Annotated in this window: 12 protein-coding genes, 2 tRNA genes and 1 pseudogene; 8 read left to right on the top strand and 7 right to left on the bottom strand. The window is 70.7% G+C overall.

Going from position 1 to position 18,723, the window contains the following annotated elements; translation table 11 throughout:
• Positions 1-92: 92 nt before the first annotated feature.
• The 3 genes from BMX97_RS15005 (at position 93) to BMX97_RS14995 (ending at position 2,754) form a co-directional block, all read left to right on the top strand.
• Complete coding sequence (locus tag BMX97_RS15005) at positions 93-1,454, top strand: NAD(P)H-dependent oxidoreductase (protein ID WP_060848063.1); 1,362 nt, start codon at positions 93-95, stop codon at positions 1,452-1,454.
• 71 nt (positions 1,455-1,525) lie between these two features.
• Positions 1,526-1,870 (top strand): putative quinol monooxygenase, encoded by a 345-nt coding sequence (locus BMX97_RS15000; RefSeq protein ID WP_091751545.1) that lies wholly within the window; start codon positions 1,526-1,528, stop codon positions 1,868-1,870.
• Positions 1,870-2,754, top strand: a complete 885-nt coding sequence (locus BMX97_RS14995) for an NAD(P)-dependent oxidoreductase (protein ID WP_091751543.1) — start codon at positions 1,870-1,872, stop codon at positions 2,752-2,754. Before BMX97_RS15000 ends, BMX97_RS14995 begins: the two co-directional genes overlap by 1 nt.
• A gap of 29 nt (positions 2,755-2,783) precedes the next feature.
• Here BMX97_RS14995 and BMX97_RS14990 read toward each other — a convergent pair whose 3' ends face one another.
• From BMX97_RS14990 to BMX97_RS14980, 3 genes are all read right to left on the bottom strand, one after another.
• Positions 2,784-4,337, bottom strand: coding sequence for a sensor domain-containing diguanylate cyclase (locus BMX97_RS14990; protein WP_091751540.1), 1,554 nt, complete (start codon positions 4,335-4,337; stop codon positions 2,784-2,786).
• Positions 4,338-4,653: 316 nt separating this feature from the next.
• Positions 4,654-6,333, bottom strand: coding sequence for a methyl-accepting chemotaxis protein (locus BMX97_RS14985; RefSeq protein ID WP_091751537.1), 1,680 nt, complete (start codon positions 6,331-6,333; stop codon positions 4,654-4,656).
• A gap of 434 nt (positions 6,334-6,767) precedes the next feature.
• The gene (locus BMX97_RS14980; RefSeq protein WP_091751534.1) at positions 6,768-7,820 is read right to left on the bottom strand and encodes an AraC-like transcriptional regulator QhpR; all 1,053 of its coding nucleotides are present in this window, start codon (positions 7,818-7,820) and stop codon (positions 6,768-6,770) included.
• A 289-nt stretch (positions 7,821-8,109) separates the two neighbouring features.
• On the opposite strand from BMX97_RS14980, the pseudogene BMX97_RS33725 reads away from it, so the two are divergent.
• The 5 genes and pseudogenes from BMX97_RS33725 to BMX97_RS32885 form a co-directional block, all read left to right on the top strand.
• Positions 8,110-9,408: pseudogene (locus BMX97_RS33725) on the top strand (ethanolamine ammonia-lyase subunit EutB); the annotation flags it as partial.
• Positions 9,409-9,498: 90 nt separating this feature from the next.
• Positions 9,499-10,308, top strand: coding sequence for an ethanolamine ammonia-lyase subunit EutC (eutC, locus tag BMX97_RS33720; protein ID WP_244538453.1), 810 nt, complete (start codon positions 9,499-9,501; stop codon positions 10,306-10,308).
• 56 nt (positions 10,309-10,364) lie between these two features.
• Positions 10,365-11,744, top strand: coding sequence for an ethanolamine permease (gene eat / locus BMX97_RS14970; RefSeq protein WP_091751529.1), 1,380 nt, complete (start codon positions 10,365-10,367; stop codon positions 11,742-11,744).
• Positions 11,745-11,937: 193 nt separating this feature from the next.
• Positions 11,938-12,936, top strand: coding sequence for a TorF family putative porin (locus BMX97_RS14965; RefSeq protein WP_091751526.1), 999 nt, complete (start codon positions 11,938-11,940; stop codon positions 12,934-12,936).
• A 359-nt stretch (positions 12,937-13,295) separates the two neighbouring features.
• Positions 13,296-15,341, top strand: a complete 2,046-nt coding sequence (locus tag BMX97_RS32885; protein ID WP_244538444.1) for a methyl-accepting chemotaxis protein — start codon at positions 13,296-13,298, stop codon at positions 15,339-15,341.
• Positions 15,342-15,784: 443 nt separating this feature from the next.
• Here BMX97_RS32885 and BMX97_RS14955 read toward each other — a convergent pair whose 3' ends face one another.
• From BMX97_RS14955 to BMX97_RS14940, 4 genes are all read right to left on the bottom strand, one after another.
• Positions 15,785-17,269: a carbohydrate porin gene (locus tag BMX97_RS14955; protein ID WP_091751523.1), complete on the bottom strand. Its 1,485-nt coding sequence runs from the start codon at positions 17,267-17,269 to the stop codon at positions 15,785-15,787.
• A gap of 7 nt (positions 17,270-17,276) precedes the next feature.
• Positions 17,277-18,197 carry a polyphosphate kinase 2 gene (gene ppk2 / locus BMX97_RS14950; protein ID WP_091751520.1) on the bottom strand — a complete coding sequence of 307 codons (921 nt, stop codon included), beginning with the start codon at positions 18,195-18,197 and terminating at the stop codon, positions 17,277-17,279.
• 146 nt (positions 18,198-18,343) lie between these two features.
• A tRNA-Tyr gene (locus BMX97_RS14945) sits at positions 18,344-18,428 on the bottom strand.
• Between the two features lie 149 nt (positions 18,429-18,577).
• Positions 18,578-18,662, bottom strand: a tRNA-Tyr gene (locus BMX97_RS14940).
• Between the last annotated feature and the right edge of the window lie 61 nt (positions 18,663-18,723).

The following is an 18,723-nucleotide window of genomic DNA, read 5'->3' as shown; positions in this document are numbered from 1 at the left end:
GGCGGTTCACGACCGCGCCGGGATCGCGCCGAGACCGGCCCCGCTCCCTCCTGCACGAGCGGACAAGAGCCGGTCGGCCCAGGAGGAAACCGATGAATCTCTCCACCCTGCTCCTCGCCCGTGCCGCGTCCGGCCGTCCGGTCCGCGTCGGCCTGATCGGCGCCGGCAAGTTCGGCTCGATGGTCCTGGCCCAGGCCCAGCGCATCGAGGGCATGCACGTCGTCGCGGTCGCCGATCTCGATGTCGGCCGCGCCCGCGCATCGCTCGCCCGCGTCGACTGGCCCGAGGAGCGCTACTCGGCGACCTCGATGGGCGACGCCGTCAAGAGCGGCCGCACCTTCGTCACCGCCGATGCCGCCGCGCTCAGCGCCTGCGACGAGATCGAGTGCATCATCGAGGCGACCGGCCACCCGATCGCCGGCATCCGCCACGCCATCCAGGCGATCGACGCCCGCAAGCACGTCGTGATGGTCAACGTCGAGGCCGACGTGCTGTGCGGCCCGCTGCTCGCCGAGCGCGCCCGCCGCCAGGGCGTCGTCTACTCGATGGCCTACGGCGACCAGCCGGCGATCATCTGCGAGCTGGTCGACTGGGCCCGCTCCTGCGGCTTCGAGCTGACCTCGGCCGGCAAGGGCATGAACTTCGAGCCGCGCTACCGCTACTCCACCCCGGACACCGTGTGGGGCTTCTTCGGCTGGTCCGAGGAGGAGGTGAAGAAGGGCGACTTCAACCCGAAGATGTACAACTCGTTCACCGACGGCACCAAGGCGGCGATCGAGATGGCGGCGGTGGCCAACGGCACCGGGCTCGACTGCCCGGACGACGGCCTCGCCTTCCCGCCGACCGGCCTGCAGGACCTCGCCCGGGTGTTCCGCCCCGTCGCCGACGGCGGCCGCCTGCCGCGCTCGGGCCTCGTCGACATCGCGGCGAGCCAGGAGCCGGACGGCCGCGAGGTGTTCAACAACATCCGCTACGGCGTGTTCGTCACCTTCAAGGCGACCAGCGAGTACACCAAGGCCTGCTTCAAGCAGTACGGCCTGCTCACCGATCCGTCGGGCTGGTACGGCTCGATGTGGCGCCCGTTCCACATGATCGGGCTGGAGACCAGCATCAGCGTGCTGTCGGCGGTGCTGCGCAACGAGCCGACCGGCTGCTCGAAGGAGTTCCGCGGCGACGCGGTGGCGACCGCCAAGCGCGACCTCAAGCCCGGCGAGATGCTGGACGGCGAGGGCGGCTACGCGGTGTGGGCGAACGCGATTCCCGCCTCGAAGAGCCTGGCGCTCGGCGCCCTGCCGATCGGCCTCGCCCACAACGTCAAGCTCAAGCGCCCGGTCGCCCGCGACCAGATCGTGAGCGTCGACGACGTCGAGCTGGTCGCCGACCTCGACGTGGTGGCCCTGCGCCGCCAGATGGAAGAGACCACCCGGCAGGCTACGGCCGCCCAGGCGGCCTGACGGGACGCGCGGCGCCGGGCCCCCGGCGCCGCTGCCCGCCTCCGGCCTCTCTTCCTCGATCGGGATCCGCCATGTCCTCTTCCGGGCCCTTCGTGTCCTCTTCCCGGCCCTTCGTGGTCATCGCCGAGTTCCGGGTGAAGCCCGGCTCCCTCGACGCCTTCCTCGCGCTTGCCCACGACGACGCCCGCCGCTCCGTCGCCGACGAGCCCGGCTGCCGCGCCTTCGACGTCGCGGTGAGCGAGAGCGACCCGCTCGCGGTGGTGTTCTACGAGGTCTACGACGACCGCGCCGCCTTCGACTCCCATCTCGAGACCCCGCACCTCGCCCGGTTCCGGGCCGGCTTCCCGGCCCTGATCGAGGAGGAGCGTCCGGTGCGCTTCCTCGCCCGCAGCCTCAGCGGGGCGGAGGCCGACTGATGGCCCTGACGATCGGGTTCCTCGGCACCGGCATCATGGGCGCGCCGATGGCGCGCCATCTCGGCCGGGCCGGCCATGCGGTGCGGGCCTGGAACCGCTCCCCCGACAAGGCCGCCGCCCTGGCGCAGGACGGGGTGGGCCTCGCCGCCGACCCGCGGGCGGCGGCGCAGGGCGCCGACGTGGTGGTCTGCATGCTGAGTTCCGGCCCGGTCTGCGACGAGATCCTGCTCGGGCCCGGCGGCGTCCTCCCGGCGATGGCGCCCGGAAGCCTCCTCGTGGTGATGAGCTCGATCCCGGTCGAGACCGCGCAAAGCCAGGCCGCGGCCGCGGCGGAAGCCGGCCTCCTCTACGTCGACGCCCCGGTCTCCGGCGGCGAGCGGGGTGCGGTCGCCGGCACGCTCGCGATCATGGCGGGCGGCAGCCCGGAGGCCTTCGCCCGGGCCGAGCCGGTGCTGTCCGCGATGGGGCGTCCGACCCATGTCGGGCCGGCCGGCTGCGGCCAGCTCGCCAAGCTCGCCAACCAGGCGATCGTCGCCTCGACCATCGTCACGGTCGCCGAGGCGATCACCTTCGTCGAGCGCGGCGGCGCCGACCCGGCCAAGGTCCGGGAGGCCCTGCTCGGCGGCTTCGCCGATTCGACGATCCTCAAGCAGCACGCCCTGCGGATGATCGAGCGCGACTTCGCCCCGGGCGGTCCGGCCAAGTACCAGGTCAAGGATACCGGCACGGCGCTCTCGCACGCCGCGACGCTGGGCCTGACGCTCCCGGTCCTGTCCCTGGTCGACGGGCTGTTCTCCGAGATGGTCGCCGAGGGCGACGGCGACCTCGACCACAGCGCGGTGATCCGCGCGCTGCAGCGCCGGAACGGGCTGCCCCTGGGCTGAGCCTGGCGCCGGTGCGGGAGCCGGCCCGGTCAGGCCGTCCCGCCGGCCGGCGCGCAGGCCGGGTCCGCGGGCCCGCTGGCGGGATCGCTCGCCGCGCCCGCCCGGCAGGTCCGGTTGCGGCCGCGGGCCTTGGCCTCGTAGAGGGCGCGATCGGCGCGGCGAAAGAGGTCGCTCGGGCTGCCGCCCTGGCTCGGCCGGCAGGCTGCGAGCCCGATGCTAACGGTGACCGGGCCGATTCCCGCGCCTTCCGCCGCGATGTCCAGCCCGGCGACCGCCTCGTGCACCGCCCGGGCGACGTTGGCGCCGCCGGGGGCGTCGGTGCCCGGCAGGAGGATGGCGAATTCCTCGCCGCCGACCCGGGCGACGACGTCGCTCGGCCGCCGCGCGCTCGCCGCGAGGGCGCGGGCCAGCGCCTGCAGCACCCGGTCGCCCACGGCGTGGCCGTGGCCATCGTTGCAGCGCTTGAAGTGGTCGGCATCGACGACCAGCAGGGCGACGGGGCCTCCCCCCACGCCCGCCGCCGCCCAGGCCCGCGCGAACGCCTCCTCGAAATGGCGGCGGTTGGGGAGGGCGGTGAGGGCGTCGGTGCGGGAGAGCCGGGCCAGCTCGGCCTCCACGGCGTTGCGCCGCCGCAGCTCCCCGCCGACGAGGAGCGAGAGCCCCATGGTGAGGCCGCACAGCACGATCACGATGCAGCCGATCACCATCGCCTTCGTGCGCCACTCGGCCTCGATCTCCCGGGTCGAGAGGGCGACGTTGAGGACGAGCGGCAGGGTGCCGACCTGCGTGAAGGTGTAGAGCCGCTCGACGCCGTCGCTCGGGGTCAGGCCGACGAAGCGGCCGCGCCCCTCGCGCAGGAAGCGCTGGACGTTGGGCGAGAAGGCGAAGTTGGGGGCCAGCTCCACGTTGGGCTCGGGATAGCGCACGACGCGGGTGCCGTCGTGGAGGAAGAGGTTGATCGTGCCTGCCCGGCCGAGCTCGATCTGGTCGAACAGGCGGTTGAAGTAGGACAGCGACAGGCTGCCGAGCACGACCCCGCCGAAGGACCCGTCGGGCTTGTCGATCCGCCGGCTGAGCACGAGGATCGGCGCGCCGGTGAGCTGCGAGACCAGGGGCCGGCTGATGTAGAGCCCGAGGCCGGCCTGTGCCTTGTGCGCCCGGAAGTAGGCGCGCTCGGCGTTGTTCAGGCGCCGGGCCGGCCACTGCGCCGCATCGAAGGCGGTGTCGCCGTTCTCGTCGAGGACGAGCATCACCCCGAGGTCCTTGGCGTTCACCGCCCGGTCGAACAGGATGCGCTGGCGCAACCCGGGATCGATCGTCTCGATGCCGGGCAGGGCGATGTTCTCGATCACGGCGCGCAGGGCGAGATCGATGATCTCGACGTTGCGGTCGATGTCGCGCTCGATGACCTGGAGCAGGTTGCGCGAGGTCTGCTCGGCCTTGTCCCAGGCGTCCCGGCGCAGGTCGAGCAGCATCAGCCCGCACACGGCGACCAGGCCGAGGGGAGCCAGGATCCCGACCACGACCCAGGCGCGGGACGACCGCAGCCAGCGCGTGACGCGCGCCGCCGGATCCGCGATCATCGGGTGCCGCTCCGGAGCCGGATCGAGGCGGGACGGCCGGCCGGGTGGCGACGGAGCGGCGGCGGCTTTCGGCGTTTCATGACCCAACGATTGCGGTTGTGCCTTCTGACACAACCTTGACGTAGAGGCATTGCGGAATCGCTAAGCGCGGATGAGGGGTTCGTGCGGCGTTTGCCGTGCCGCGACCCGTCATCGCTCGGCTCACCCGGAGGGACGATCGCCCGAAAAGACGGCGTATCGTCCTGGGCCGGGTGGACGGCGATCGCCGCCGGCACGGGTCCGACGCGGCGATCGCCGGGATTGCACCGGCCCCGCGTCAGGCCGCCCGCACCGTCGCGAGGAAGCGCGCGACCTCGGCGGTCAGGTGCTCGGACTGGCGCGACAGTTCGGAGGAGGCCGAGAGCACCTGGCTTGCCGCCGCCCCGGTCTCCTCGGCCGCCCCCGCCACCCCGGCGATGTTGCCCGTGACCTCGCCGGCGCCGATGGCCGCCTGGGAGACGTTGCGGACGATCTCCTGCGTCGCCGCGCCCTGCTGCTCCACCGCCGCCGCGATCGAGGCCGCCACCGCGTTGATCTCCCGGATCCGCCCGGTGATCCCCTCGATCGAGGACACCGCCTGGCCGGTCGAGGCCTGGATGCGCACGATCTGCTCCGAGATCTCGCTCGTCGCCTTGGCGGTCTGCCCGGCCAGCGCCTTCACCTCGCCGGCCACCACCGCGAAGCCCTTGCCGGCGGCCCCGGCACGGGCCGCCTCGATGGTGGCGTTCAGGGCCAGCAGGTTGGTCTGCTCGGCGATCGACGAGATCAGGCCGACCACGTCGCCGATCCGCGAGACGGCGGCGCTCAGCTCCTGCACCTGAACGCCGGTCCGGTCGGCCTCGGCCACGGCGCGCTGGGCCAGATCCGCGGAGCCGCCGACCTGGCGGCTGATTTCCTGGACCGAGGCGCCGAGCTCCTCGGCCGCCACCGCCACGGTGCCGACGTTCGAGGCGGCCTCCTCGGCGGCGGCCGCGACGGCTGTCGATTGCGCCGCGGTCTCGGCGGCGGTGCCGCTCATGGAACTGGCGGTCGCCTGCAGCTCGGTGGCCGCGGAGGCCACCATGCCGATGACGCCGCCGACCGCGGCCTCGAAGCCGTCGGCCATCTCGCGCATGGCGCGCCGGCGCTGCTCCTCGGCCGAGGCGCGGGCGAGCGCCGTCTCCTCCTCGAGCGCGCGGGTGCGAGCGAGGTTGTCCTTGAACACCTGGAGGGAGGCGGCCATCTCGCCGAGCTCGCTGCGCTCGCCGGCATTCGGCACCGGGGCGGCGATGTCGCCCTCGGCCACCACCCGCATCACGCCCGCCATGCGCCGGATCGGCACCGAGATGGACGTCACCGCCATCCACGAGACGGCGAGCGTGACCGTGACGACGAGGGCGAGCACGACCGCGATCGCGAGACGCGCGCCGTCGCCGAGGGCATCGGCGGTCGCGGCGGCCTTGCGGCCGTGGGCGTCGTTGAACTGGACAACGGCCTTGAGGGCGGCGCGGGCGGCGTTCAGCGTCGGCAGCATGCCGTCGAGGAGGTAGTCGGACCCGCCCTTCTCGTCGCCGGCGCTCAGGCGGCGCAGGTATTCCTCGCCCATCTTGGAATAGGCCGGGACGGTCTTGCGGATCGCCTCCCAAAGGTCTTCCTCGCCCGGGCTGACATAGCGCTCGTACTCCGCGAGATCGGCGTCGATCGCCGTCATGGTCTCGCGCAGGCGACCGAGTGAGGCGGGCCGCCGCTGCTCGCTGGAAAGCAGGTAGGCGAGCTGGCGGCTGCGCAGCGTCTCGAAATCGGTCGCCAGGCGGCCGACGACCCGGGTCGACGGAAGCGCGTTGCCGCTGAGTTCGGCGACCGCGACGCGCAGCTCCCCGAGCCGGTAATAGCAGAAGCCGCCCAGTCCCACGGTCAGGACGAGCAGGAGGGCAAGCGAGGCGACAAGGCGCACCCGGATGGTGAGGTTCGAGAGCATGACGAGCGCCCTGAGGATGGGAGCGTCATGAGGACCTGGAAATTCTTAAACATCGATTAATTTTGCTATAAAACTGCCCATTCGGCGCTCAGCTGCCGAGTCGGCAGGCAATTCACCGAATGATCACCGCATCCCAGGCAACTCTATTGATTGGCGGTATACCGTATAATGGCGTGCAGTTGCACGGAGCTTGAAAGAGTTTCTCACCAGACCTCGATCGGCTTCCCCATATGGAGGGCGATCTTGAATCTCGAGAAACGATGCTGATTACGATGACGGCGCGTGCACGATGCACGGTATCGCCGAGAGCGGCGGCGAGTCGCAGTCGTCGCGAGGATCGGGTCGAGACGAGCGGCGGCAAGCAGGGCGGTCCGCTCGAGTGCCCCGGCTCCGCGTCGCGATCCGGGAAGGCGTGGGACGCGGCCCCCGCGCGCTCACTGGAGGCGGGATCGACCGCCCTCGATCCGATGCATCTTGCGGAAGCGCAGGGGCGAGATCCCGAACCAGCGGCTGAAGGCGCGCACGAAGGCGCTCGGTTCCGAATAGCCAAGGTCGTAGGCGATCTGCGCGATGTCGAGCTTGCCCTCCAGCAGCGTCCGGCGCCCCTCCACCCGGCGGACCTGCTCGACGAGGTCGGCGAAGCTGGCATTCTCCTCGACGAGGCGCCGCTGCAGCATGCGCGCGGGCATGTGCAGGACGCGGCTGGCTCCCTCGAGGGAGACCGAGCCGCTGGCGATGTTCCGGCGGATGTAGTCCTCGGCCAATGCGGCGACGGACTGCGCCGGCTTGCGAAAGCCCAGGGTCTTGATGTTGTGGCACATGAGCCGCAGCAGGGCCGGGTCCGCCTGCGGCATCGCGGCGACGGCCCTCTCCGGCCGAAACAGCAGGGCGTTGGTCCGGCTCTCGAAGCGGACCGGCGCACCGAAGGCGGCCTCGATGCTGCGCCAGTTCTCGGTCCTGGCATGTTCGAGGTGGACCTCGTCCGGGCACCAGTCCCGGCCGGCGCAGTGCCGGAAAACGTTGCAGAACATGCCGAGCGTCAGCACCGCGTCCTGGCTGCGGTGGGCGATGCGGGAATCGTCGATCCGATAGGTCAGGTGATAGAACGGATTGCGGAAGATCAGCTCGGTCGAGGTTTCCTGCTGGTGAAAGCGGAAGTGGCTGGCGAGATTCTCGGCCGCGTGCAGGGCGTTGTCCGACGATAGCGCGATGTAGCCGATGAGGCCGAGATGGCTCGGCAGGAACTGCTGGCCGTAGGCGAGGCCGAAATCGTCGTCGCCGGAGCGCCGGGCCGCGAGGTCGAGGACGGTGCAGTACCCGTCGAGGCTCAGCGGCGCCACCGGGTCGGAAAGGCTGGCCTGGTCGATCCCGGCGTGACCCAGGATCGTGTCCAGGCAGAGCCGGCGCGATTCGATGAAGCCCGCCAGCCCCGTCGCGGCGGCGGACAGGAGCTTCGGCGTGCCGGCGGCGGGGGCGAGGGCGGCCATGCGGGCGGTCTCCTCCAAAAGACCTCGGGCGAGAGACCTCTGGCGAAGCCCTCGAGCATGTCCTCGACATGCATGTCCTGGACCGTTTCTCGGATCGTTCCGGTCGTCGGCGTGGCGACCGGCCCCGGACGAGGTCGAGAACGTCCGCCTTTGTCGCGATCTGTCAGTTTTCCGGATTCCGCTGTCAATCCGGACTGACGGGCGAGGTGCTAAAACACATGCCTGCTTCACCGTAACGTCGGACATGGTTTCGTTCCGTTACGGCGCGCCTGAGGTGAGGGGCACCGCCATGGCACGTTATCACTGCACGCTGGGGGGCGAACGGCACGGCTTCGCGGATCTGAGAACCCTGCTCGCCGCCGCCTCGGCGCCGAAATCCGGCGACGGGCTCGCGGGCCTCGCCGCCGGGAGCGCCAAGGTGCGCATGGCCGCCCGCTTCGCCCTCGCCGACCTGCCGCTCAAGACCTTCCTGGAGGACCTCGTCGTCCCCTACGAGGACGACGAGGTGACGCGCCTCATCGTCGACACCCACGACCGGGGGGCCTTCGCGCCCGTGTCCTCGCTCACGGTCGGCGAGTTCCGCGACTGGCTGCTCTCGGACGCGGCCGATGCCGCCGCCCTCGCCGCCCTCGCCCCGGGCCTGACGCCCGAGATGGTCGCGGCGGTGTCGAAGCTGATGCGCAACCAGGACCTGATCGGCGTCGCGAGGAAGTGCCGGGTCGTCACCGCGTTCCGCACCACGCTCGGGCTCGAGGGGCGGCTCGCCACCCGGCTCCAGCCCAACCACCCGACCGACGACACGCGCGGCATCGCCGCCAGCACCCTCGACGGCCTGCTCTACGGCGTCGGCGACGCCGTGATCGGCATCAATCCTGCCACCGACAACGTTTCCAACGCGGTCGCCCTGATGGACATGCTCGATACGCTGCGTCAGGAGTACCGGATCCCGACGCAGACCTGCGTGCTCACCCACGTCACCAACTGCATCGAGATCATGAACCGGGGCGCACCGGTCGACCTGGTGTTCCAGTCGGTGGCGGGCACGCAGGCCGCCAACGTCGGCTTCGGGGTCGACCTCGCGGTGCTGCGCGAGGCCCACGACGCCGCCCGCACCCTCGACCGGGGCACGGTCGGGCAGAACGCGATGTATTTCGAGACCGGCCAGGGCTCGGCCCTGTCCTCGGGCACCCATCACGGCGTCGACCAGCAGACCGTCGAGACCCGCGCCTACGCGGTCGCCCGCGCCTTCGCGCCGCTCCTCGTCAACACCGTGGTGGGCTTCATCGGCCCCGAATATCTCTACGACGGCAAGCAGATCATCCGGGCCGGACTCGAAGACCATTTCTGCGGCAAGCTGCTCGGACTGCCGATGGGTTGCGATGTCTGCTACACCAACCATGCCGAGGCCGACCAGGACGACATGGACGACCTGATGACGCTGCTCACGGCGGCGGGCTGTACCTTCCTGATCGCGGTGCCGGGCTCCGACGACGTGATGCTGAACTACCAGAGCCTGTCGTTCCACGACATCCTCTACCTGCGCTCGCTGCTCGGGGTCCGCCCGGCCCCCGAATTCGAGGCCTGGCTCGCCGAGACCGGGGGTGACGGGCGGGGGCGCCCGCCGGCCGGCGCCGCTCGAGGCCCGCTTCGTGCGCCAGATCGTCGGCGGGCGCGTGGCATGAGCCGGCGCGACGACGAGCGGGCCCCGGCCGAGCGCCCCGGCACCGCGCCCGCCGCCGATCCGTGGGCGCTGCTGCGGACGCTGACGCCGGCCCGCATCGGCCTCGGGCGGACCGGGAACGCCATCCCGATGCGCGCCGTGCTGGAGTTCCAGTACGCCCACGCCCTTGCCCGGGACGCCGTCCACGATGCCCTCGACACCGAGGCGCTGTGCCGGGCCCTGGAGCCGCTGCCGACGCTCCGGGTCGCCAGCAACGCCCCCGACCGCGCCACCTACCTGCGGCGCCCGGATCTCGGCCGGGTGCTCGCCCCGGAGAGCCATGCCGCCTTCGCGGGGATCGCGCCGGCCGAGATCGCCATCGTGGTCGCCGACGGGCTGTCGGCCACCGGCGTGCAGGCCCACGCGGCGTCGCTGGTCCATGCCTGCGCGGCGGCGCTGGCGGGGTTCCGCCTCGCCCCGGTCGTCGTGGCGACGCAGGGGCGGGTGGCGCTCGGCGACGACGTGGCCGAGCGCCTGGGCGTGGCCTTGTGCGTGATGATCGTCGGCGAGCGGCCGGGCCTCACCGTCTCCGACAGCCTCGGGATCTACCTGACCTACGCCCCCCGGCCGGGCCGGCAGGATTCCGAGCGCAACTGCATCTCGAACATCCATCCGAACGGCGGCCTGAGCGCCGAGCAGGCCGCCCGCAAGCTCGGATGGCTGGCCCGCGAAGCAGCAAACCGGAAGTTGTCCGGCGTCGGCCTGAAGGACGACATGCCGGCCGCCCTGGATACGCAGTCCGGCGCATACAGGATCACGGGCTCCTGAGGTTAACAGGTAACGAAAACGGAAAATCAACCATCAAATGACATAGGGGAACCATCATGTCCGAAGCACCCGTCAACCTGCACAAGGGGCTGAACGCCTTCCATCTCTGGGGCATCGCCGTCGGCCTGGTGATCTCCGGAGAGTATTTCGGCTGGAGCTACGGCTGGGCCCAGGCGGGGACCCTGGGCTTCCTGATCACCACGGCGCTGGTCGCGGTGATGTACATCGCCTTCATCTTCAGCTTCACCGAGCTGACGACCGCGATCCCGCAGGCGGGCGGTCCCTTCGCGTACGCGCTGCGCGCCTTCGGCGAGACCGGCGGGGCCATCGCGGGCTTCGCCACCCTGATCGAGTTCGTGTTCGCCCCGCCGGCGATCGCGCTCGCCATCGGCGCCTACCTCAACGTGCAGTATCCGGGCCTCGACCCGAAGCACGCCGCGCTCGGCGCCTACATCATCTTCATGGGCCTCAACATCGTCGGGGTGCAGATCGCCGCCACCTTCGAGCTGGTGGTGACGGTGCTGGCGGTCGGCGAGCTGCTGGTCTTCATGGGCGTCGTCGCCCCGGCCTTCAGCATCTCGAACTTCGTCGCCGGCGGCTGGGCCGGCCAGGACACATTCAGCACCGCCGCCATCGGCGGCATGTTCGCCGCGGTGCCGTTCGCGATCTGGTTCTTCCTCGCGATCGAGGGCGTCGCCATGGCGGCGGAGGAGGCCAAGGACCCCAAGCGCACGATCCCGGTCGCCTACATCACCGGCGTCCTGACGCTGACCGCGCTCGCCTTCGGGGTGATGCTGTTTGCCGGCGCCGCCGGCGACTGGAAGTCGCTCGCCGACCTCAACGATCCGCTGCCGCAGGCGATGAAGCGCGTCGTCGGCGAATCGAGCGGCTGGCTCCACATGCTGGTCTGGCTCGGCCTGTTCGGCCTCGTCGCCTCCTTCCACGGCATCATCATGGGCTACGGCCGGCAGATCTTCGCCCTCGCCCGGGCCGGCTTCCTGCCCGCCCTGTTCGCCCGGCTGCACCCGCGCTTCCAGACGCCGCACCTCGCGACGCTCGCCGGCGGCGCGGTCGGCATCGCGGCGATCTACAGCGACAACCTCGTCAGCATCGCCGGACAGTCGCTCACCGCCAGCATCGTGACCATGGCGGTGTTCGGGGCGCTGACGATGTACATCGTCAGCATGGCGGCCCTGTTCCGGCTGCGCCGCACCGAGCCGGGCCTCGCCCGCCCGTACCGCGCGCCGCTCTACCCGGCGGCGCCGCTGGCGGCCCTGGTGATGGCGGCGGTCTGCTTCGTCGCGCTCGTCGTCTACAACCTGCAGATCTTCGTGATCTTCGCCCTCGTGATCGCCGCCGGCACCGGGGCAACCATGCTGATCCGGCGCCGTCAGCGCGCGGCCGTGCCCGGCCGCGCCGCGGGCGAACTCGCCTAACGGCGGGCCCAAGCGGACAGACCCCGTTTTTTCGCGACGCACCCGACCGCCCCCCGTCCCCGGCAGGGGCGGGGGGAGGGTCCCCGGCGGTCCCCGCGCGACCGCCCGTCCCGCGGACGATCCGGCCGGCGGGGCGGACGCCCACCCCCGGATGACAGACCTGCAACGACCGAACGAGCGAGCCCGGAAGACCATGAGCCCCGTCACGACCGCCAGAGCGCTCTCCCTCGCGGCAGGATTCCTGCTCGCCCCCGCTCTCGGCGGGGCCGCGATCGCGGCCGACCCGCCGGCGCCGCCGGCCGAGGTTCCGGCGGCGGCCGGGCCGAAGCCGGTCATCGATTTCTCCCTCGGCGCCCGCTACCAGACCGACTACAACTTCCGCGGCGTGAGCCAGTCGGACCGCCGCGGCAGCGTGCAGACCTTCTTCGAGGCGCAGTACTTCGACAACCTGCTCTATACCGGGATGGCGACCTACCAGACCCGCCTGCCGACCCGGCCCGACATGGAGTTCGACCTGATCGCCGGCATCCGGCCGAAATTCGACAAGTTCACCTTCGACCTGGCGATCTACTACTACAACTACCCGAACGAGCGTCGCGCCTTCCTGGTCGACACCACCGGCACCCCGTTCTACGCCACGACCGCGAACTCGGACTTCTACGAGGGCGGCGGCAAGGTCTCCTACGCCTACAACGACAACCTGGTGCTCGGCGCGGCCCTGTTCCACTCGCCGAACTTCTTCGGGACGCACGCGATCAGCACCTACGCGGCGGGCAACGTCGCCTATACGCTGTCGCCCGACATGTTCCCGACGCTGCCGGCCTCCCTCGTCGGCGGCCTCACCATCTCGGGCGAGGTCGGCCACTTCGCGCTGACGAGCGCGAAGAACTCCACTACCGGCTTCAACGCCGATATTGGACGCTTCAACTCGTTCAACCTGCCGAGCTACTGGTACGGCAACGTCGGCGTCTCCTATGCCTACAAGAACCTCCTGCTCGACCTGCGCTACCACACCGCCGGCCTGGACAAGCGGGAATGCTTCGCGCTCACCGGGGACCTGCAGGGCTTCTCCAACGGCGGCACCTCGCGCTGGTGCGGCAACGCGGTCATCGGCTCGATCACCTGGCAGCTCTCGACGGCGACGCCCGGCATCTATTCGGAGCCGGCCGGCATCCTGGGCTTCTTCAGGTAGTCGTCCGCCCCCGGGCCCGCGGCTCCGCCTCGCGCCACGTCCGACCGAGGGCCGGGTGTGGCCTTCGCGCGTCGCAAGTGCAGCCGGGATCGGCCGTCGTCCTCATGCCGCGACGACCCAAGGCAAGGCATGACAAAGCGGGGGAAACTTCGATCGGCGCCCGCATTCGTGACGGCTTGACGAAACGAAACGATGGCCCACTCACACGTTAAATCGTGCCGCACGGCCTCTCGCGAACGCAAACAAGCAATTCATAATCCATCATTAACACTGCAGGTGCAGAATTCGATGATGACGCGACTGCGCACCACGCGGGCCCGGCGCCGGCGCGGCTTGTATTCTACCCTCGAGATCGCACGATGCCCAAGCTCAGAAGCATAAAGTCGCGCCTGACGCTCGGTGGCGGCCTCGTCACGATCGTCGCGATGGCGACCGTCACGCTCAGCGGCTCGTACTTCATGTACCGGTCGTCGGAGGACGCGGCCGACCGGGAGATGAAGACCCTCCTCGACCGCTACGCCAACGACGTCTCGCTCAGGATCGTCGAGGGATCGGCGGTGGCCGCCACGGTGGCGAACGCCGTCTCCGGCTTCGTCGCATCGGGATCGCCCGACCGCCAGGCGGTCGAGCAGATGATGAAGGTCGTGATCGACCGCAATCCCGACATTTTCGGGCTGTCGGTCGGCATGGAACCGGGGGCCTTCGACCGCAAGGACGGCGAGCTCGGCCGGTTCATTCCCTACGCCTTCCGGAAGCCGGACGGGGCGGCGAGCATCGAGAAGCTCGGCATGACGGCGGCCGACGGCGTCGAGGAATGGTACGACAAGCCGGTGAGGGAGAATCGGCCGCGGGTTCTGACGCCCTACGCCTACACCGTCGACGGCAAAAGCGTGCTGATGACGACGGCCGTGGGCGTCGTGCGCAACAAGGCCGGTGCGGCCATCGGCATGGCGGGCGTCGACATGGGCCTCGCCCAGCTCCAGGCCTTCGCCGCCGGCCTCGCCCCCCTGGGCGTCGGGCGGATCACGATCGCGGCCGGCGGCTCCTGGGTCGCGAATCCGGACGCCGCGCTCCTGGGCAAGCCCATCGAGCGTCCGGAGGTCGCCAGGCTCGTCCAGGCGTCCGACCGCGCCGACGGCCCGGTCGTCGAGCTGCACCGGAACCCGGATGGGTCGCGCGATTTCGTCTCGGCCGTGCCGGTGCGCTTCCCGGGTATGACGGAGCGCTGGCACGTCGTCATGACCATTCCGCACGACGCGGCCCTCGCCGGCGCGCGCTCGGCGCTGAACATGATGATCGTGACCTCGGCCCTGATCCTCGCCCTCGTGCTCGCCGCGGTCTTCGTCTCGGCGCGCTCGTTCGTCCGACCGATCGACCGGGCGACGCGGCGGATGACCGGCCTGGCGAACGGCGACATCGCATCGGCGATCCCGGACCTGACCCGCCGCGACGAGATCGGCGACATGGCCCGCGCCGTAGCGGTGTTCCGCGACAACGCCGTCGTCCGCCTCGACCTCGAGGCGGCCCAGGCCGCCGAGCAATCCGCCCGCCAGCGCCGGGCCGACCGGGTCGACGCCCTGGTCAAGGGCTTCCAGCACACGATCGCCCGCTCGCTCGAGATCGTCACCTCGGCGGCCACCGAACTCGACGCCACCGCCCGGGCGATGACCGACGTCGCCGACACCACGAACCGGCAGGCCGTGGCCTCGAGCGCCGCCGCCGAGCAGACCTCGGTCAACGTGCAGACGGTGGCCTCGGCCGCCGAGGAGATGGTCTCCTCGCTCCACGAGATCCAGCGCCAGGTGCTGCGCTCCAACGAGGTCGCCACCCACGCAGCCCGCGAGGCCGAGGCCAGCGGCTCGGCCATGGCCGAGCTCGGCACCGCCTCCGAGCAGATCGGGGCGGCCGTGACGACGATCTCGTCGATCGCCGCCCAGACCAACCTTCTGGCGCTCAACGCCACGATCGAGGCGGCCCGGGCCGGCGAGGCGGGCCGCGGCTTCGCGGTCGTCGCGGCCGAGGTCAAGGAGCTGGCCGGCCAGACCACCCGCGCTACCGAGGAGATCGGCGGTCAGATCACCGCGATCCAGAGCGCGACCGGCCGGGCCACCGAGGCGATCCTGCAGATCGGCCGGACGATCGCGTCGATCAACGAGATCTCCGGGATGATCGCCTCCACGGTCGTGCAACAGACCGGGGCGACGACGGAGATCTCCCGCAACGCCGCCGAGGCGGCGCACGGCACGCAGGACGTGTCGGCCAACGTGGCGCGGGTGCTGACCTCCGCCAACGAGACCGGCCGTGCCGCCTCGCAGGTCCTCGACGCGGCCGCCGAGCTGGCGAGCCAGTCGCTGAGCGTCAAGCAGGAGGTCGACACCTTCCTGAACGACATCCAGGCCGCCTGACCGCGCCCGCGCGGGGAGGCCGGGGAGCGGATGCCCCCCCGCGCCAGGATGGCGCCGAGCCGAGGCTTCGCGCCGCCTGGACCACACCCCGTGGCCGGCCGCGCGGCTGGAGCATTTTCCGACGAAGTGGAAACCGGTTCGTCGGAGAAAATGCGACCAAACAAAGATTTAGAGCCTGTTTGACTTGCGACGGCACAATCGCGGGGGGATTTTCTATCCTACCATCCACCTCATCCTGAGGTGCGAACGCAGTGAGCCTCGAAGGAGGGATCCAGTGATCTTGGAGGCTTCTGGAGCCATCCTTCGAGGTCAGTCGATCAAAGATCGCGTGCGATCTCCGATCGCCAGCACCTCAGGATGAGGTTGCTTGTAGGATAGAGCATGTCGATCGGCAAAACAGGCTCTTAGAGAGCTTCGCGATTGCAAGGCGATCGTGAAGCTCTCTAGTAGTTGATCGTCGCGCGCAAGCCCATCACGGTCGCGTTCTTCAGCCGGCGGCCGGCGTCGTCGGCGAGGCCGCCGCCCGGCCGCATCACGAATTGCAGGTCGGGCTGGAGCGTGTAGCCGGGCAGCACCTCGGCCTGGTAGGTGGCCTCGATCACGACCTCGCTCGACCGGATCGGGCCGGTCCCCTGGCCGAACAGGATCGTGTCGCGGTCGAAGGCCCGGGCCGCCGGACCGATGCGCGAATAGATCACCCCGAGCGCCACGGTGTCGTTGGGCCGGCCCGGCAGCAGGCCTTTGTAGGCGAGGCCGCCGTCGACGTAGAGATCGATCAGGTTGCGGTCGCCCGGCACCTTCGACATCCGCAGGAAGGCGCTGGCGCCCTGGTCTTCGGTGCCGGGCTCGCGGTAGAGCGTCTGGTCGATGATGCCGTAGACGCCGCGGTCGCCGCGGAAGCGCCGGGCGACGCCGCTCGCTTCCGGATCGGCGAGCAGGCGGCCCGACACGCTGTCGAGCCGCGGGCTGTCGAAGCTGCCGAAATGCTGCCAGCCGCCGAGGGTCGCCGTGCCGTGCAGGCTCTCGCCCCAGAGGTCGAGCGTGTAGGCGTAGGCGACCTCGCCGATCAGCAGCGGCGGATCGTTCGTCCGGAAGTTGGTGCCGGTGCGGTTGAGGCGCTGCGGATCGGTGTCGTCGCCCCGGCGGCGGCCCGCGGGATCGCCGTCGAAGATCGCCGCCTGGATCGACAGGCGCTCGTCGGGCACGTACTTCACCCGCACCGCCGGGGTGGCGAGGGGATAGATCGGCCCGCCGCTCGGCAGCACCACGGCGCCGATATTGGGCCAGCCGAAGCCGGCATTGAAGAACACCACCGCCGACTGGGCGATGGCGAACTCGGTATCGGCCGAGACCTGGCCGACCTTGACCGAGAGCGTGTCGCCGAACAGGCTTTGCTCCAGCCACAATTCGAACAGCCGGGTCGCCGGCAGCGCCTCGATGCCGCTCACCGTCGTCAGGTTGTCGACGTAGGAGCGCGACATCCCGTGGCCGTGGATCTGGAAGAAGTCGGTGTGGAACTTGGCTCCGGTCCAGCCGGCGAGCTTGTCGAGGTCGACGTCGAGGGAGGTATCGAGGCGCCCGCCATAGGTGACGCCGCGCTTCAGGCCGCCGCGCAGGTTGGCCAGGCCCTCGCCGATATAGGTGATCGTATAGGTGATGCCGCGCTCGGCCAGGAACGCGCGGGCACCGAACGGGTCGCCGTAGGGGCCGAGCGACGACTGGATCGAGCCGCCGATCGTCAGCGAGACCTGGTCGGAGGTGCGCGCCTGGGCGATGGCGGTCTGCGGGTCGCCGCCGGCGCCCGTGAGGGGAAAGCGCGCCAGGATCGGCAGGGTCGGGACCGGCGCGGGCGCGGCCTGCTGCGCCGCGGCCCCGCCCGCGGCGAGACCGAGGCCGGCGAGGACCGCCGCCGCGCGCCACTCCCTCATGCCGGGCTCAGTACCGGGCCGGCACGTACATCTCGGCCGGAACCGGGCCGCGGACGTAATCGGGGTTGCGCACCCGCTCGGGCAGGTGGACGGACGGGCGCTCGACGGTGCCGTACGGGACCTGCTCCAGCAGGTGGCCGATGCAGTTGAGGCGGGCGCGCTGCTTGTCGACCGCGTCCACCACCCACCAGGGCGCCTCGGGGATGTGGGTGCGGGCCAGCATGTCCTCCTTGGCCCGGGTATAGCTCTCCCAGCGCCGGCGCGATTCGACGTCCATCGGGCTGAGCTTCCACTGCTTGAGCGGATCGCGGATCCGCATCTCGAAGCGGTGGGCCTGCTCGGCGTCGGTGATCGAGAACCAGTACTTAACCAGGATGATGCCCGAGCGCACCAGCATGCGCTCGAACTCGGGCACCGAGCGGAAGAACTCCTCGACGTCGGCCTCGGAGCAGAAGCCCATGACGCGCTCGACGCCGGCCCGGTTGTACCAGGAGCGGTCGAACAGCACCATCTCGCCGCCGGTCGGCAGGTGGCTGACGTAGCGCTGGAAGTACCACTGGCCGCGCTCGCGCTCGTTCGGCGCGGGGAGGGCGGCGACGCGGCAGACCCGCGGGTTGAGCCGCTGGGTGATGCGCTTGATGACGCCGCCCTTGCCGGCGGAATCGCGCCCCTCGAACAGTACCACGACCTTCAGCCTGTGGGCCTGGACCCAGTCCTGGAGCCGGACCAGCTCGTGCTGCAGGCGCAGGAGCTCGCGGAAGTAGAAGCGCCGGTCGAGGTCCGGACCGGCGCCCTCGCGCGGCGGCACGAGGCCGGCGAGGCGCTCCTCCTCCATCTCGAGCTCCAGCTCCTCGTCGTAGGCATCCGCGATCTCGCGCCGGAGCGCCTCGATCACCGCCGATTGCTGCGACGCCTCGAACTCGCCCATGGTCGTGCTTCCCGCTCCGGTTCGTCCGACCGGGAGCCTTACCCGCCGTCCCGTGACAGTATCGAGAAGCCGTCCGGCCGGCACGCCGAGGGACGGCGCCATGCACAGCGTCGGTGGGCTCGATGACCGGAATGAAGGAGAAGAAGTGGTGGGGGAAGTAGGACTCGAACCTACGAAGGCATAGCCAGCGGATTTACAGTCCGCCCCCTTTGCCGCTCGGGACATTCCCCCACGCTGCCGTCGCCGGCAGGGGCCGCCGCGGGAGCGGCGGGTCCGTGTGCGAGGCGTTCCTCGGCCGTCACGGCACGGGGAGCGACCTCTGACCCGCGCCATCGGTGCCGATCGGCATCGTCGGGCGACGGGGTGAACTGAAAACTGGATGGTGGGGGAAGTAGGACTCGAACCTACGAAGGCATAGCCAGCGGATTTACAGTCCGCCCCCTTTGCCGCTCGGGACATTCCCCCACGCTGCCGTCACCGGCAGGGGCCGCCTCTCGGCGACGGGGCCCTTATGGTGGGGTGCCCC

This window comes from Methylobacterium sp. ap11 (assembly GCF_900110515.1).
In the GTDB taxonomy this organism is placed as follows: domain Bacteria; phylum Pseudomonadota; class Alphaproteobacteria; order Rhizobiales; family Beijerinckiaceae; genus Methylobacterium; species Methylobacterium ajmalii.
Note: the sequence above shows the minus strand (reverse complement) of the source record. Positions and strands in the feature narration are given on the sequence as shown.

Coding starts and splice junctions, on each gene's coding strand:
- ppk2 (WP_091751520.1), bottom strand. CDS start 18,197: ATGGGCGAGTTCGAGGCGTCGCAGCAATCGGCGGTGATCGAGGCGCTC.
- eat (WP_091751529.1), top strand. CDS start 10,365: ATGTCCGAAGCACCCGTCAACCTGCACAAGGGGCTGAACGCCTTCCAT.
- BMX97_RS14965 (WP_091751526.1), top strand. CDS start 11,938: ATGAGCCCCGTCACGACCGCCAGAGCGCTCTCCCTCGCGGCAGGATTC.
- BMX97_RS14985 (WP_091751537.1), bottom strand. CDS start 6,333: ATGCTCTCGAACCTCACCATCCGGGTGCGCCTTGTCGCCTCGCTTGCC.
- eutC (WP_244538453.1), top strand. CDS start 9,499: ATGAGCCGGCGCGACGACGAGCGGGCCCCGGCCGAGCGCCCCGGCACC.
- BMX97_RS15005 (WP_060848063.1), top strand. CDS start 93: ATGAATCTCTCCACCCTGCTCCTCGCCCGTGCCGCGTCCGGCCGTCCG.
- BMX97_RS14955 (WP_091751523.1), bottom strand. CDS start 17,269: ATGAGGGAGTGGCGCGCGGCGGCGGTCCTCGCCGGCCTCGGTCTCGCC.
- BMX97_RS14980 (WP_091751534.1), bottom strand. CDS start 7,820: ATGGCCGCCCTCGCCCCCGCCGCCGGCACGCCGAAGCTCCTGTCCGCC.
- BMX97_RS15000 (WP_091751545.1), top strand. CDS start 1,526: ATGTCCTCTTCCGGGCCCTTCGTGTCCTCTTCCCGGCCCTTCGTGGTC.
- BMX97_RS14990 (WP_091751540.1), bottom strand. CDS start 4,337: ATGATCGCGGATCCGGCGGCGCGCGTCACGCGCTGGCTGCGGTCGTCC.
- BMX97_RS32885 (WP_244538444.1), top strand. CDS start 13,296: ATGCCCAAGCTCAGAAGCATAAAGTCGCGCCTGACGCTCGGTGGCGGC.
- BMX97_RS14995 (WP_091751543.1), top strand. CDS start 1,870: ATGGCCCTGACGATCGGGTTCCTCGGCACCGGCATCATGGGCGCGCCG.